This is a genomic window from Collimonas arenae (assembly GCF_001584165.1).
In the GTDB taxonomy this organism is placed as follows: domain Bacteria; phylum Pseudomonadota; class Gammaproteobacteria; order Burkholderiales; family Burkholderiaceae_D; genus Collimonas; species Collimonas arenae.
This window is the reverse complement of sequence record NZ_CP013233.1, coordinates 3383409-3398931: the sequence shown is the minus strand read 5'-3', so window position 1 is coordinate 3398931 and position 15523 is coordinate 3383409. Positions and strand designations below refer to the sequence as shown.

Annotated in this window: 13 protein-coding genes and 1 pseudogene; 8 read left to right on the top strand and 6 right to left on the bottom strand. The window is 56.9% G+C overall.

Going from position 1 to position 15523, the window contains the following annotated elements; translation table 11 throughout:
- Positions 1 to 49 precede the first annotated feature (49 nt).
- From CAter10_RS15555 to CAter10_RS15535, 5 genes are all read right to left on the bottom strand, one after another.
- Entirely contained in the window at positions 50 to 538 is a 489-nt protein-coding gene (locus CAter10_RS15555) for a DUF4429 domain-containing protein (protein WP_128083097.1), read from the bottom strand.
- 153 nt (positions 539 to 691) lie between these two features.
- On the bottom strand, positions 692 to 2467 hold the full coding sequence (locus CAter10_RS15550) for a glutamine--tRNA ligase/YqeY domain fusion protein (RefSeq protein ID WP_061534123.1): 1776 nt from the start codon (positions 2465 to 2467) through the stop codon (positions 692 to 694).
- A 235-nt stretch (positions 2468 to 2702) separates the two neighbouring features.
- Complete coding sequence (locus tag CAter10_RS15545) at positions 2703 to 3497, bottom strand: LytR/AlgR family response regulator transcription factor (RefSeq protein WP_061534122.1); 795 nt, start codon at positions 3495 to 3497, stop codon at positions 2703 to 2705.
- Entirely contained in the window at positions 3494 to 4597 is a 1104-nt protein-coding gene (locus CAter10_RS15540; protein WP_061534121.1) for a sensor histidine kinase, read from the bottom strand. Before CAter10_RS15540 ends, CAter10_RS15545 begins: the two co-directional genes overlap by 4 nt.
- Positions 4594 to 4878: a 2TM domain-containing protein gene (locus CAter10_RS15535; RefSeq protein ID WP_061535390.1), complete on the bottom strand. Its 285-nt coding sequence runs from the start codon at positions 4876 to 4878 to the stop codon at positions 4594 to 4596. The genes CAter10_RS15540 and CAter10_RS15535 overlap by 4 nt, the downstream gene beginning before the upstream one ends.
- Before the next feature lie 213 nt (positions 4879 to 5091).
- On the opposite strand from CAter10_RS15535, the gene ugpQ reads away from it, so the two are divergent.
- The 5 genes and pseudogenes from ugpQ (at position 5092) to CAter10_RS24595 (ending at position 11554) form a co-directional block, all read left to right on the top strand.
- A complete protein-coding gene (gene ugpQ / locus CAter10_RS15530) occupies positions 5092 to 5862 on the top strand; it encodes a glycerophosphodiester phosphodiesterase (RefSeq protein ID WP_061534120.1) in 771 nt (256 codons plus the stop codon).
- Between the two features lie 206 nt (positions 5863 to 6068).
- The gene (locus tag CAter10_RS15525) at positions 6069 to 6284 is read left to right on the top strand and encodes a hypothetical protein (protein ID WP_061534119.1); all 216 of its coding nucleotides are present in this window, start codon (positions 6069 to 6071) and stop codon (positions 6282 to 6284) included.
- A gap of 257 nt (positions 6285 to 6541) precedes the next feature.
- Positions 6542 to 9166: an alanine--tRNA ligase gene (gene alaS / locus CAter10_RS15520; protein WP_061534118.1), complete on the top strand. Its 2625-nt coding sequence runs from the start codon at positions 6542 to 6544 to the stop codon at positions 9164 to 9166.
- A gap of 134 nt (positions 9167 to 9300) precedes the next feature.
- Positions 9301 to 9852 (top strand): NUDIX domain-containing protein, encoded by a 552-nt coding sequence (locus CAter10_RS15515; protein WP_061534117.1) that lies wholly within the window; start codon positions 9301 to 9303, stop codon positions 9850 to 9852.
- Between the two features lie 113 nt (positions 9853 to 9965).
- Positions 9966 to 11554, top strand: a pseudogene (locus CAter10_RS24595) (rhomboid family intramembrane serine protease).
- On the opposite strand, the gene CAter10_RS15500 reads toward CAter10_RS24595, so the two are convergent.
- A complete protein-coding gene (locus CAter10_RS15500) occupies positions 11551 to 12900 on the bottom strand; it encodes a tetratricopeptide repeat protein (protein WP_061534114.1) in 1350 nt (449 codons plus the stop codon). The pseudogene CAter10_RS24595 and the gene CAter10_RS15500 overlap by 4 nt on opposite strands.
- Before the next feature lie 264 nt (positions 12901 to 13164).
- Between CAter10_RS15500 and CAter10_RS15495 the strand changes: the two genes are divergently transcribed.
- The 3 genes from CAter10_RS15495 to CAter10_RS15485 all read left to right on the top strand — a co-directional run bounded on the left by CAter10_RS15495 (position 13165) and on the right by CAter10_RS15485 (position 15510).
- Positions 13165 to 13392, top strand: coding sequence for a sulfurtransferase TusA family protein (locus tag CAter10_RS15495; protein ID WP_061534113.1), 228 nt, complete (start codon positions 13165 to 13167; stop codon positions 13390 to 13392).
- A gap of 342 nt (positions 13393 to 13734) precedes the next feature.
- Positions 13735 to 14487 carry an electron transfer flavoprotein subunit beta/FixA family protein gene (locus CAter10_RS15490; protein ID WP_014005149.1) on the top strand — a complete coding sequence of 251 codons (753 nt, stop codon included), beginning with the start codon at positions 13735 to 13737 and terminating at the stop codon, positions 14485 to 14487.
- A gap of 93 nt (positions 14488 to 14580) precedes the next feature.
- Positions 14581 to 15510: an electron transfer flavoprotein subunit alpha/FixB family protein gene (locus tag CAter10_RS15485; protein ID WP_061534112.1), complete on the top strand. Its 930-nt coding sequence runs from the start codon at positions 14581 to 14583 to the stop codon at positions 15508 to 15510.
- Positions 15511 to 15523: the final 13 nt, after the last annotated feature.

Sequence of the window (15523 nt, the reverse complement as noted above, 5' to 3'; positions counted from 1 at the left end):
AGGTGGGTGATTATAGTGCTTGCGTGTCGACTTCGCTGCGACGGCCGGATTACAGTCCCAGCAGCCGTTTCTTGGCGCTGACCCATTCCGCTTTGGAAATCAGGCCTTGCTTGTATTGTTCGTTCAGCTGGTCGAGCAGGTCGAAGTCGATTGTGGCGGGAACCGCCGGCGGCGGAACCACCAGCGTTCTGGCGGTGACGATTTTTTTCTCGATCTCGGTTTTCAGATTGGCGAACTTGCCCAACTGGCGGGAGTTGAACAGTACTGTATTGGCATCGCTGGCGGCGCGCACCAGGCTGGTCTCGTTGGGATTGCCGTCGGCCGGATAAAAGCGGATGTAGCCGTTGCTCAGCAGGCCGGGTAACTGGATGCGAACACCGTTCAAGGCGCTGATCAAAATATCCTTGTCGCCATTCCTGGCTTGCGTCAGGCGCGCCATGGCGCCGGCGCGCTTTATCTGGATTCGGTCACTGAGCAGCGTTACTTGGCCATTAATGCCCCGTACCTGTATCTCTACCTGTATGACAGCTCGGTTCACGTCAGCTACTTTCTTGTGTGCGGTCTCTCTGGTGACGATCTTGTCGTCTATGCATCGGATACTGTAACACCTTGCCTCAAATGAATAAAGACGCCGTACCGGGTTAACGGTGTGGCGTCTTTATTGTTTTTCCACGTGAAAATTAAATGTCGTTTATTTTACCCAGCTGTCTTTCAAGGTGACCGTCCGATTGAAGACCGGCTTGCCTGGTTTCGAATCGACCCGGTCGGCGACGAAGTAGCCATGCCGTTCAAACTGGTAACGGTCTTCCGGCTTGGCGTCCTTCAGACTTGGTTCCAGATAGGCAGTGATGACTTCCTTGGCGTTCGGATTCAGGGCGGCCTTGAAATCCTTGCCGCCGGCATCCGGATGCGGATCGGTGAAAAGACGGTCATACAAGCGCACTTCGGCTTCCAGCGCATGGGCTGCGCTGACCCAATGGATGTTGCCCTTGACCTTGTAATTGGCGCTGCCTTCGGTGCCGCTCTTGCTGTCCGGGAAATAGGTGCAATGGACCGCGGTGACCTTGCCATCGGCATCTTTTTCAAAGCCGGTGCATTCGATCACGTAACCGTGGCGCAGGCGAACCCGGCTGCCGGCCTTGTCGGCGCTTGGCGGGAACAGGCGGAAGTAGCCCTTGACCGGTGTTTCCATGAAATCTTCCTGTTCGATCCACAGCGTCTTGCTGATCGGGAAATGACGTAATGCAGTTGCGTGTTCCGGGTGTGCAGGCGGGTAGACCGGCGCCTGGCAATCCACGGTTTCACCTTCCGGGAAATTGTCGATGACCAGTTTCAGCGGCCGCAGCACGGCATTGGCGCGCGGTGCCTTTGGGTCGAGATCTTCACGCAGTGCGCCTTCCAGCGAACTCATGTCGATCCAGCCGTCGGATTTGGTGACGCCGGTGCGTTCGCAGAACAGTTGTAGCGATTCCGGTGTGAAGCCGCGGCGGCGGATGCCGACCAGGGTCGACATGCGCGGGTCGTCCCAGCCGTCAACGATGCCTTCGTCCACCAGCTGGCGCAGCTTGCGCTTGCTGGTGATCACGTAGGTGACGTTGAGGCGCGAAAATTCGTATTGGTGCGGCACCGGTTTTTGCAGGAAGCCGGCGGCGCTCAAGTGCTCCAGCACCCAGTCATAGAACGGCCGGTGATCCTGGAATTCCAGCGTGCAAATCGAATGCGAAATGTTTTCCAGCGCATCGGAAATCGGATGCGTGTAGTCGTACATCGGATAGATGCACCACTTGTCGCCGGTGCGGTGATGATGGGCGTGACGGATCCGGTAGATGGCGGGATCACGCAGGTTCATGTTCGGCGACGCCATGTCGATCTTGGCGCGCACAATGTGTTCGCCATCCTTGAATTCGCCAGCCTTCATGCGGCGGAACAGATCCAGCGATTCAGCCGCCGGGCGGTCGCGGAACGGCGAATTCTTGCCGACTTCGCCGAAATTGCCGCGGTTGGCGGCCATCTGTTCGGCGCTTTGGCTGTCGACATAGGCCAGGCCGGCAGTAATCAGGTATTCCGCCATTTCGTACAATTTGTCGAAATAGTTACTGGCGAAGTAGAGGTGCTCGCCGGTATTGTCTTTCCAGTCGAAGCCCAGCCAGCGCACGCTGTCGATGATGGTGTCGACATATTCCTGCTCTTCTTTTTCAGGGTTGGTGTCGTCGAAACGCAAATGGCAGCGGCCGGCGTAATCGCGGGCCAGGCCAAAGTTGACGCAGATCGACTTGGCATGGCCGATATGCAGGTAGCCGTTCGGCTCCGGCGGAAAACGGGTGACGACTGGCGGCAATGGCTGACCCTGGCTGTCCTTGCGATCGGCGTAGGAGCCGGCGGTCAAATCGGTTTCGATGATGCCGCGCAGGAAGTTGGACGAGGCTGGTGCAGGTGGGGTATGGCCGTTGGTGTGGTCAGTGCTCATGGAGAATTGGTTTATACGCTTTGCTGAATTGGTAGGGATGTACTTCATTCTACCGTAGCGGGAGCGGTTTCAGGCGTGGCCGGGCGGATTTTGTTGCACTGCGGTTGCAGGATGGAACAGCGACTGGGGACGCTTTTAAAGGTTGGGCCGGTGCCAACCAGAGAGTTGTCAAAAATTCACTTGAGTGGGGCCGGTTGGCGATCCGTTGCCGATGCCTGTCGGCGACGGATGTCTTTTACATTTGCCGGAACAGATGGGCAAACACGCGGCTCACGGCTAGGGCTTCGCTGCGGCCGCGCAGTTTGAGGGAGAGTTTGCCGCTTTCGTCGCGGATCGCCATCTGGATGAATTGGTGATTGACGACGGTACCGCGGTGTACCTGCCAGAACTGGCGGCCATCGATCTGTTGCAGCAAATCCTTGAGGCTGGTGCGGATCAGCGATTCGCTGTCGGCGGTGACGACATTGATGTATTTGTCGCTGGCTTCGAAGTAGATCACCTCGTTGATCGGAATCATGCGGATCTGGTTGCCGACCGCGGCGCGGATCATGGTCAGCGGCTCTGTACTCGACTTGGGTTGCATGTTGTTCAGTTGGCCGATCAGACGCTCCAACGCAGAATTGCTATCGTCGTTCTGTTGCAGCCGCTGCTGCAGGCGCGTGATGGTTTTACCGAGGCGCGCATCGCTGATTGGCTTCAGTACATAATCGGCGGCAGCGTGCTCGAAAGCGTTGACCGCATATTCGTCGTAGGCGGTGACAAACACGATCAGTGGAAACGCCTCATTATCAGGCCATTCCTCGGCCAGTTCCTGGGCTGCTTCGAGACCGGTTTTACCTGGCATCTTGATATCCAGGAACAGGATGTCGGGGCGCTGCCTGAGGGTTTGTTCGACCACGGCCTGGCCGTTGTCGACGCTGGCGATGATCTGCAGCTCTGGCCACAGGCGCTGTAGTGATTGCTTCAAGGCCGCCGCCAGGATCGGCTCGTCCTCGGCAATCAGGGCGCGCAAATTGGATGGTGTGGTCATGTCAGGATGGGTAGTTGAAGTTGGGCGATAACGCCATGCGGCAATTTCGGTTTCACAGTCAGGCTGGCGCGCGAACCGTACAGTGCTTGCAGCCGTTCGTGGATGTTGCTGAGGCCGATATGGCTGGCATGGTTGTTCGGCTGCAGATCGGATTGCGCGCTCAGGCCGAGGCCGGTGTCGCTGACATCAAGCAGCAGTATTTCGCCTTGACGGCTGGCTGCCACTTCGACGCGGCCGCCCTCGATCTTCGGCTCCAGGCCGTGCTTAATGGCGTTTTCGACCAGCGGCTGCAGCAGCATCGGCGCAATCACGGTATCGCGCAGTTCGGCTGGCAACTGCAGGTCGAAACTGAGGCGGCTGCCCATGCGCAGCGACATCAGCTCCAGATAGGCTTCCATCAGGCTGAATTCCTGCGCCAATGTAGTCTGCTCAATGCGCGAAGAGGAGAGCGAGGCGCGCAGGAATTGAATCAACTGGTCCAGCATCTGCTGCGCTCGCGGCGCGTCAATGGCGATCAGGCTTTGCAGAGTCGCCAGCGTGTTGAACAACATGTGTGGTTCGATCTGTGCCTGCAGCATCTGCAACTGCGCCTGTAACGCCTGCTTTTCGATTGCCGTGGCTCGCGCCTTTTCAATTGCCGCCTGGTTGCGCAATTCGGCAAGCGTGCTCAGGTTCCAGAAAAACAGGGTGGCGCCGACGCAGACCGAAACAGTCAGGATGATCAGGCCAAGGCCGCTTACATTCATATACATAGAGGAAAAATTGTCTGTGGGCAGCCCGAGTAGCAGATCGGCCAGGCGGATGCCGAGAAATTGGGCGATGCCCGCCGCCACTAGGATGAAGGCCAAGAAATGCGCCTTGCGTGGCGTTGAATTGCGCCAGAACACGACGCGGCCTGCTTCTATCAGCACCATCGCCGACATGCCGATGCACAACGAAAACACCAGGTTCACCCAGAAACTGTCGCTGATGCGCATCACGTACGTGACAATCACGGCGCAGATGATGTCGATGCCGAGATTGAGGTAGAAAGCTCGCAGCAGGCGCCGTGCCAGTGGCTCGGTGTTTTGCGGTAAAGCGATTTCAGCGGTTGGCTTCATGCAGGAGGAATAGGGTTATTTTTATCTAGTTCGCGTTCGATCATGCGCCGTTTCCATTGCGCGCCGGGGGCATGCAAGAATACCGCAAGGCCGTGAAATAGCAACCCGATTCCCCATCCCAAAAGCGGACCGAGCACCCATGGATGACCAGGGTTGTGCAAGAAATTGAGCAGCGCCAGGCCGCTGTTGACAATCAAATAAACTGCCAGATGCACGAAAAATCCAATTTTGCGCTCGACCTGGCGTTGCGCATCCTGATAGTCGGGTCTGGTATCGTTCATGACATTCTCCTTCTTATGGAATGGCTCGATTGTGTCGTTGCCAGCCGCTGTCAGGAAGGGAAATGCGACGAAACCTGGATTGCATGTCGCGAATGGTAGCCGGCGGTCGCCGATTGCCAAATACATCAAATCCATTAAGATTGACATTAACAGGGGGGCTGCAGTCCGCTTTCCCTCCGTTAGTCCAATTTATCCAATAGAAAGAAAACATTCATGTGGCCCTACCCGAAAGTAGTTGCACATCGCGGCGGTGGCACGCTGGCGCCGGAAAATACGCTGGCGGCGCTGCGTTGTGGCTTGAAGCACGGATACCGTGCGGTCGAATTTGATGTCATGCTATCGCGTGACGGTGTGCCAATCCTGATGCATGACGCGGTGTTTGGCCGTACCGTGCGCGGCGTCGGTAAAGTATCCGATTTCACTGCCGAGGAATTGACTGCGATGGATGCTGGCAGCTGGCTGGGCGAGCAGTTTGCCGGCGAACGCATCTGCACTTATCGCCAGGCGCTCGATTTTTGCCGGCAGAACGATATCTGGATGAATGTCGAAATCAAACCGGCCGAAGGATTCGAAGTGGAAACCGGGCGTATTGTCGCGCAGCTGACGGAGGAGTGTTTTGCGCATGAGGTGGAGGAACATGTAGCCAGCGCGGACGGGGCATGGGCCGACCCGGCGTTGCCATTGTTTTCCTCTTTTTCATTTGAGGCTCTGCGCGCCGCGCAGGTGGCCGCGCCGGATATTCCACGCGGCTTCCTGACCGATACTATCGAAAACGACTGGCAGCAACGGCTGCAGGAGCTGGACGCGGTAGCCCTGCATACCAACCATAAATACCTGTCGCCGATCCAGGCGCAGGCAGTCAAGCAAGCCGGTTACGGCCTGTTTTGCTATACGGTGAACACACCTAATCGCGCCGCCGAGATCCTCGGCTGGGGTGTGGACGGTTTCTGCACCGACCGGATCGATCTGATTAGCGCTGAATGAGATATGCCAGTCTCACGTGGCATGGGCGAAATAAAAGCAAAGTTGTGTGATCGATCATGTCAACCTAAATCGGCAAGCGGGCGTTAAGAGAGGGCAGAACCGAGTTTCAGGCCATATTCACCGTGACAAGGCGAGTGGTTGATCGTGAGTTTTACTCTTGAAGTGTCAAATTTGCTTGTTTTTATAATAATTGAAAGGAAGTCAAAATGAAGATCAATAAATTGCTGGCTGCTGTTGTTGTTGCTGCTTTCGCTCTGCCTGTCATGGCGCAAAATGCTCCTGCAGCAGCTCCTGCTCCTGCGGCTCCAATGGCGGCTCCAGCGGCTGCGGCTCCTGCAGCGCCAGCGAAAAAAGCGCACAAGAAACATCATCACAAGAAGAGCCACAAGATCACAGCTACGCCAGTTAATAAGGGCGCCTAATAGCCCGCTGTACGGCTGATAAGGGGCTGGATTTCGCGAAATTCAGACCTCTTGTCATTCAAAGCCCGCCGGGAGCGATCCTGGCGGGCTTTTTTCATCCTGCCGCAAGAGAATGATGCGGCGGGTATCACGTATAATCGAAGGTTTGCAAAAGAACATAGTTGCCCTTCGCATTGTGGATCGATCGTATCCGCATAGGGCGGCGACCTTGTCCCATTGCCTTTTTCCTTGCACCGTTTCATTTTTTGCCCAAGAACATGAACTCAGCCGAAATCCGCGAAAAGTTTCTCAAATTCTTTGAATCCAAAGGCCACACCATTGTGCGCTCGTCCAGCCTGGTCCCCGGCAACGATCCGACATTGCTGTTTACCAACTCCGGTATGGTGCAGTTCAAGGATGTGTTCCTGGGCACCGAAAAGCGCAACTATGTGCGTGCCACCTCGGTACAGCGCTGCCTGCGCGCCGGTGGTAAGCACAACGATCTGGAAAACGTCGGTTACACGGCGCGTCACCACACATTTTTCGAAATGCTGGGCAACTGGTCGTTCGGCGACTACTTCAAGCATGACTCGCTGGTCTGGGCCTGGGAGCTGCTGACCAAGGTGTATGGCTTGCCGGCGGATAAATTGTGGGCCACGGTGTATGAAACTGACGATGAAGCCTACGATATCTGGCACAAGGTGATTGGCCTGCCGAAAGAGCGCATCGTGCGCATTGGCGACAATAAGGGCGCGCCATATGCATCGGACAACTTCTGGCAGATGGCCGACACCGGCCCTTGCGGCCCTTGCTCCGAAATTTTCTACGACCACGGCCCGGACGTCTGGGGCGGTCCTCCGGGCAGCCCGGAGCAGGACGGCGACCGTTATATCGAAATCTGGAACAACGTGTTCATGCAGTTCGATCGCCAGATCGATCCGAAGACCGGCGAAGCGACGTTGACGCCGTTGCCGAAGCAATGCGTCGATACCGGCATGGGCCTGGAGCGCCTGGCTGCGGTGTTGCAGCACGTGCACAGCAACTACGAAATCGACTTGTTCCAGCGTCTGATCAAGGCTGCTGCACGCGAAACCAATACTACCGACCTGGCAAACAACTCGCTGAAAGTGATCGCCGATCATATCCGCGCCTGTTCTTTCCTGGTGGTCGATGGCGTCATTCCTGGCAATGAAGGCCGCGGCTACGTGCTGCGCCGGATCATCCGCCGCGCATTGCGCCACGGGCACAAGCTGGGTCAGACCAAACCGTTTTTCTACAAGCTGGTCAAGGATCTGGTGCTGGAGATGGGCGCCGCCTATCCGGAACTACCGGAAGCGGCAGAGCGCGTCGAGCAAGTCCTGAAGCAGGAAGAAGAACGTTTCGGCGAAACGCTGGAACACGGCATGAAAATACTGGAAGCAGCGTTGGCCAAGAATTCCAAAAAGCTGGATGGCGAAACTGCATTCACCCTGTACGACACCTTCGGTTTCCCGCTCGACCTGACTGCGGATATCTGTCGCGAACGTGAAGTCGAGCTGGACGAAGCCGGTTTTGCCACTGCGATGGAGCGCCAGAAAACGACCGCGCGCGCGGCCGGTAAGTTCAAGATGGCTGCCGCGGTGGAATACAGCGGCGACAAGACTCGTTTCGTCGGCTACGACGAGCTGACCCATGAAGCCAAAGTGCTGGCCCTGTATGTGGACGGTAGCGCGGTGCAGAAAATCGAAGCCGGCCAGGACGCCATCGTGGTGCTCGACACCACGCCGTTCTATGCTGAGTCCGGTGGCCAGGTTGGCGACTGCGGCGTGCTGGAAGCATCTGGCGCATTGTTCGACGTGGCCGATACCCTGAAAATCCAGGCTGAAGTATTCGGTCATCACGGCAATCTGCGCAGCGGTTCGTTGGCCGTTGGCGACAAGGTCAACGCCAAGGTCGATACCGCCGTGCGCGGCCGCACCATCCGCAATCACTCGGCGACCCACCTGATGCACAAGGCATTGCGTGAAGTGCTGGGCGCACACGTGGCGCAAAAGGGTTCGCTGGTCGACGCCGACAAGACCCGTTTCGACTTCAGTCACAATGCGCCGGTCAGCGCCGATGAAATTCGTCGTATCGAAGAAATCGTTAACCGTGAAATTCTCGCCAACGTCGCTACCGAAGCCAAGCTGATGTCGTTTGACGACGCGGTTGGCGCTGGTGCAATGGCTTTGTTCGGCGAGAAATACGGCGATGAAGTGCGCGTCCTGTCGATCGGTACTTCGCGCGAATTGTGCGGCGGTACTCACGTCAGCCGCACCGGCGATATTGGCTTGTTCAAGATCGTCGGCGAAGGTGGCGTTGCTGCCGGTATTCGCCGTATCGAAGCGGTGACCGGCGAAGCCGGCCTGGCGCTGGTGCAAAGTTTGAGCAATCGCGTCAACGAAGCTGCCGCTGCATTGAAAGCGCAGCCAGAAGAACTGACCCAACGCATCGCGCAGGTGCAAGATCACGTCAAGGCGCTGGAAAAAGAACTGAGCAGCCTGAAGTCGAAACTGGCGGCGAATCAGGGCGATGAACTGGTGCTGCAAGCCGTCGATGTCAACGGCATCAAGGTGCTGGCGGCGACGCTGGAAGGCGCCGATAGCGCCACCTTGCGTGAAACCATGGACAAGCTGAAAGACAAGCTGAAAACCGCAGCCATCGTGCTGGCGGCAGTCAAGGATGGCAAGGTCAGCCTGATTGCCGGCGTCACTGCCGACGCCACTGGCAAGGTCAAGGCTGGCGAGTTGGTCAACTTCGTCGCCCAGCAAGTCGGCGGCAAGGGTGGTGGCCGTCCTGACATGGCGCAAGCTGGCGGCACCGATCCGAGCGGCCTGGCGGCAGCCTTGCAAGGCGTTGCGGCATGGGTCGGCGAGCGCGCCTGAATAAGATGAGCTTTGAATGATGGCTTGAGATACAGGCCATGCAGTTCAGCAAAGCGGGAAGCATCAAATCGCAGTAGTATCGCGGATTGATTCTTCCCGCTTTTTTCTATTCCATCCAACTGACATCATCAGCCATGAGCGAATTTAAATTCTGTCCGGTTTGTGCAACGTCCCTGATTCAGCGAGCCGATGAAGGCGAAGCCGGGAAATTGCGGCTGGCGTGTCCCGAAGGGCACTGGACCCACTGGGACAATCCGTTGCCGGTGCTGGCCGCGATTGTCGAGATCGACGGCAAGATCCTGCTTGCGCGCAACGCCGCATGGCAAGAGGGCATGTTTGCGTTGATCACCGGCTTCATGGAGCGCGATGAAACGCCGGAGCAGGGCATTGCGCGCGAACTGAAGGAAGAAACCAACCTGGACGCCGGGCAGATTACGTTGATTGGTGTCTATGAATTCATCCGCAAGAACGAACTGATCATCGCCTATCATGTCAAGGCATCCGGCACGATCAGCTTGTCTGAAGAACTGCTGGAGTACCGTCTGCTGGAACCGGCCAAATTGCGGCCATGGCGCGCCGGCACCGGCCATGCGGTGGCCGACTGGATGCGCGGCCAAGGGCTGGCGGTTGAATATGTCGATCGGCCGTTGCTGGAACCGGCGCCGGAAGCCGCGCTGAAATCGTAGCATGCTCGCCACAGCGGTTTTTATTGCAAATAAATAACGCTGCCATGAGGCAATGACTGGGTAGAATTGCGTAATTACAATTCCAACACCTCATTTAGCGCCGCTGAACCGCCATGCTGATTATTCCGGTAGACCGTAAGCCAGACTGGCGGCGCCCGCCGCTGATTACCATTTTTCTGGTGCTGGTCAATTTGCTGATCTACTTCGGCATACAGTGGGGCGAGCGCAGCCATATGGAGCCGGCTGCCAACTATTACCTGGTCGAGTCGCGCCTGCCGGAATTCGAATTCCCCGCCTACGCCCGCTATCTGGAAAGCGACAACAAGACCGCTGCCGCAACCAGCATGCGCAAGGCCTTGGAACGCTGGCAGCAAATACGTGCGCGCGCTGACCTGGCCGCCGCACGCAATGGGAAGACGGCATCGCTGGACGATTACGGGCAAATCGCCCAGGCCTGGTATGTGCTGGATGCCGATACGGCTTTTTCGGCGCTGATGCAGCAACCGAAGCTGGCCGTCCTTGGGACTATCGATGCCGACGATCTGGCCGTGTGGAAGGAGCAGCGCGAGCATTATTCGCTGATCCGCAAACGCAGCTTTACCGAGCGCTATGCGCTGATTCCGGCCCAGGCTTTCGAACGCCCAGTTACCTTGATCACCCACATGTTCCTGCATGGCAGCGTCGAGCATGTGTTGGGCAATATGGTGTTCCTGGCGATGGTCGGTTACGCGGTCGAGATACTGCTTGGTGGTGGTTTGTTCTTGTTGTTCTATCTCGCCTCGGGCTTGCTGTCGGCCGCCTTTTATCTGTTGTTCCGCGGCGACAGCATGATCTTGTCGCTGGGCGCGTCGGCGCAATTTCCGGCGTCATGGGAATGTACACCGTGCTGTATGGCTTGCGCCGGATTCGCTTCTTCTACTGGTTCCTGTTCTATTTCGATTTCTTCACGGCGCCGGCGCTGATCATGTTGCCGATCTGGGTCGGCAAGGAAGCCTTCGACCTGTGGTTCGGCGGCCCGTCTAACACCAATTACTACGCGCATATAGGCGGCCTGCTTGGCGGCGCATTGCTGGCGCTCTTGTATCGCTTGCTGGCGCGCCGGAAGCTGGAGCAGGCGCATGCGAACTATGTTGCCCCTGCCGATGATGACAAGTTGCTGCGGACCTTGCAGCAGAGCGCTTATGCGGCGTTGAGCCGTCTTGACTTCGAGCGCGCCCGGCGTGATTTCAGCAGCCTGGTAAGCAAGACGCTGGCACAGAAAAGGACGCCGCAACCTGACTGGCTGCTGCAGTTGTTCAACCTGTCGAAAGGCGCGCCGTCATCGTCAGCATTTCATCAAGTCGCGGCCATGCTGCTGCGCTTGCCGAAAGGTGCGCTCGATGAAGAGAAAGTTCACCAGGTGTATCTGGATTATGTGGCGCGTGCCGCGCCGCGGCCGTCGCTGAGCAGCGAGCAATCGCTGGCCCTGGCCAAGCGCTTTGCCCTGAACGGCCAGCCGCAGACGGCTGAGAATATCTTGCAGATACTAATGGTAACGGCGCGTCAGCACCAACAACTGCCGCAACTGGTGCATTGCATCGCCAGAGGATTCATTGCTGCGGGTAGGCACGATAAAGGGCAGCAATACCAGAAATTATTGCTGCAACAGTTTCCGACGAGTGACGAAAGCCGTTTGATTTCCAGTCCGGGTAACCGGTATTAGGCTGGCGAGGACGGTTCGGCAAGGCGTTCAATAATGCGCTTGTACTGTTGCGCTTCGATGGCTGCAGGGCTTGCGGGCCACTGCGCAATCACGTGATTGAACAAAGCCATCGCACGGGTATCCTGGCGCAGATGGTCGGACAGTAATTTCCCGGCCAGCACCAGTACCGCCGGCACATCCTTGTGGCGTGGCGCACGTTTGTGGAAACCCGAGACAATTTCGAGCGCTACTTGATATTCGCGGATCGAAGCCGCCGCCGTAGCAATGTCCAGTACGTGATCGGGATTGTCGACCTTGAACTCGGGATCGAGTTGGCGCGCCTGCCGCCAGGTGTCGCCGATGCGCCCGGCCTTGCCCGAGCGGGCCAGCGCAAACAGATGGCGTTGCGCATGCTCAAGCTGTTTCTTGGTATCGCCTTTGAGCATCAGCAGTTTGGCGTAGTGCCCGCACAGCTGCGCGTTATGCTGATCGTAGCGCAGTTCTTCCCACACCATTTCCATCGCCATGTCGATATTGCCGTCGCGGATCATCGCGCCGATCTGTTGCGCCAGGATTTCTTCGTCGGTCAGCGGACGGTTTTTGCGGCTGCTGGCCAGCGCGTTGATTTCAAAATTGCGATCCGGGGAATAACCGATCTCCTGATGGTACTGGTACATCGTATAGCCCATCAGGTTGAAGCCGACCAACGTGAAGTAGGCGAAGGCAAAAATGCCGAGTCCGACCAGCAGCACGATCGGCAGCTTTCCGACGAATAGTGCAATCAGCACCGGCGCCGACTGGTTCAGTATGAAACCGAATACCCACAGCGCCAGGTAAGGCCAGCCGACCGCCCTGATCATCTTGAACACGTTGAATGGATTGATCGCCTCGGTGAAACTGTGGGTGTGTCCGAGCACCATGATGCAGGCCGGCAGCATCAGGTTGGCCACAGCGTTACCCGCCAGCAGGAGAAGCGGATGGATCTCGCCAAGTATCGCGACAAAAAAACCTTGCACCAGCACCACCAGCAGCAATTTGTACGGCGACATTTTGTGCACGTCGTTCGGCTCATCGAAATCCGCATGGCGCAGATTGCCGAGCGAGGTCTGTTCCAGGACTCGGAACGCCTGGCGCATCAAGTCGACCAGGAAACCGATGCCGACCAATACCGTGATGATCAGGATGAGTGGCGAAAAGCCGCCGTCCTCGCCGTATCCGCCCAGCATCCACAAGCCTGCGCCGATTAGGGCATAGACTGCCGGATGCCAGAGCAATTGCGGTTGGGCTGGATACAGGAAAAATTGCGGCAGACGTTGCCAGAATGGCGTAATGTTCCTATATGGCTTTTCGGTAGCGGTATCCGACATGCTTTTTCCTCAGGGGCTCGCTCAGGGCAGCATTGAAGCTGGTGCTTATTTCTGCCGGTTATGCTTGTTACAATTTGTTACTGGCGAGCTCGATGTTAGCATGAGGGCGATACATAAAGATTGCATTAAAGACATATTTAATTGTTGCGACAGCTGTTGTAAAAATGATTGATGGTTTGTTGCGATGCGTCAAAGCGCTGTATGTTTGGAGTAGAATCACAAATTGGCAGCAAATGTTAAAAATCTTTACATTACGAAGTGGTTATGGAATTTAATAAAGAACTCGACGCACGCGGCCTGCATTGCCCACTGCCGATTTTGAAAACCAAGAAGGCGCTGGCCGACATGCTGAGTGGCGAAGTGCTGCGCGTGATGGCGACGGATTCCGGTTCGGTCAGGGATTTTCAGGCATTTGCCAAGCAGACCGGCAATGATTTGCTGGAGCAGAGTGAGGAAAACAAAGAGTTTATTTTCTTCATGAAGCGCAAATAAACAAACGCCTATAAAACTTGCCTGGCGTTTGGCGCTTTCAGCCGGCTTCGTCGTACCTGTCACATACACATTGCAACCAGCATCCTGCTGGTCGCCTCCCGCTTTAACCACTTCCTCCCGCTGCCTGGTCCCAGATCGGAAAATTCCTCTCAGATAAGCCGAAATCGGCATTTGACCCCAGATGTTCTGCAATAACTTGTGGCAATTAGTTGGTTTGCTCTATTCTTTAATAGAACGATCGTGCTAAATTCCAGTGTCAGGTCGAATTCTCTCTTATAATTCCCAATTCAGATTTACGTTAACGTCAATTCAGATTTCTTTATTTAAATAAAAGGCATAACGATGAAAGTACTAGTACCAGTCAAGCGCGTCGTCGACTACAACGTCAAAGTGCGGGTCAAGTCGGACGGCAGCGGTGTAGATATTGCTAACGTCAAGATGTCGATGAATCCGTTTGACGAAATCGCTGTCGAAGAAGCCACACGCCTGAAAGAAGGCGGCAAGGTCACTGAAGTGATCGCGATTTCCTGCGGCGTCACGCAATGTCAGGAAACCCTGCGCACCGCAATGGCGATCGGCGCCGACCGCGGCATCCTGGTCGATACAGCTGACACCGACCTGCAGCCGCTGGCAGTCGCCAAGCTGCTGAAGGCAGTCGCAGACAAAGAGCAGCCGCAGTTGATCATCCTCGGCAAGCAAGCCATCGACGACGATTGCAACCAGACCGGCCAGATGCTGGCTGCGCTGCTGGGCTGGCCGCAAGCGACATTCGCTTCCAAGGTTGTGCTGGAAGACGGCAAGGTCACGGTGACGCGCGAAGTCGACGGCGGCCTGGAAACCATCGCTCTGACTCTGCCTGCAATCATCACTACTGACTTGCGCCTGAACGAGCCGCGCTACGTGACGCTGCCGAACATCATGAAGGCCAAGAAGAAAACTCTGGACGTGTTCAAGCCAGCCGATCTCGGTGTTGACGTTGCACCACGCCTGAAGACGCTGAAAGTGGTCGAACCGGCCAAGCGCAGCGCCGGCATCAAGGTGCCTGACGTGGCAACCCTGGTCGCCAAGTTGAAGAACGAAGCCAAGGTCCTGTAAGCGATTACTAACCTGAACCAATTCACATCCAAGAACCACGCGCAGTGCCGCATCCAGTGATTGCAGGCGCGCGCATACAAATCAGGAGTCACCATGACAGCTCTCGTCATTGCCGAACACGATAACGCCTCATTAAAAGGCAGTACCCTCAATACCATTACCGCCGCCAGCCAATGCGGTGGCGAAGTCCACGTGCTGGTTGCCGGCAGCAACTGCGGCGCAGCCGCCCAAGCCGCTGCGCAAGTTGCCGGCGTGACCAAAGTGCTGGTCGCCGATGCTGCGTATTTCGCTGACGGCCTCGCAGAAAACGTCGCCGAGCAAGTGCTGGCGCTGGCTTCCGCTTACAGCCACATCCTGGCCCCGGCTACCGCCTACGGCAAGAACATCCTGCCACGCGTCGCCGCCAAACTGGATGTCGGACAGATTTCCGAAATCACCAAGGTCGACAGCCCGGACACCTTCGAGCGTCCGATCTATGCCGGTAACGCTATCGCTACAGTGCAATCGGCTGACGCCATCAAGGTCATCACCGTTCGTACCACCGGCTTTGATGCTGCTGCCGCGGGCGGCTCCGCTGCTGTGGAAAACATTGCTGCAGCTGCTGACTTCGGCAAATCGGCCTTCGTTTCACGCGAACTCGCCAAGTCGGATCGTCCTGAACTGACAGCCGCCAAGATCATCGTTTCCGGTGGCCGCGGCATGGGCTCGGCTGAAAACTTCAAGATCCTGGAACCGCTGGCCGACAAGCTTGGCGCGGCAATGGGTGCGTCGCGCGCCGCAGTCGACGCTGGCTTCGTACCGAACGACTGGCAGGTCGGCCAGACCGGCAAGATCGTCGCGCCGCAACTGTATATCGCGGTCGGTATTTCCGGCGCGATCCAGCATCTGGCCGGGATGAAAGACTCCAAAGTCATCGTCGCCATCAACAAGGACGAAGAAGCGCCGATCTTCTCGGTGGCCGACTACGGCATCGTTGGCGATCTGTTCGAGATCGTGCCGCAGCTGGTAGCCGAACTGGGCTGAGCTGCATAGTGTT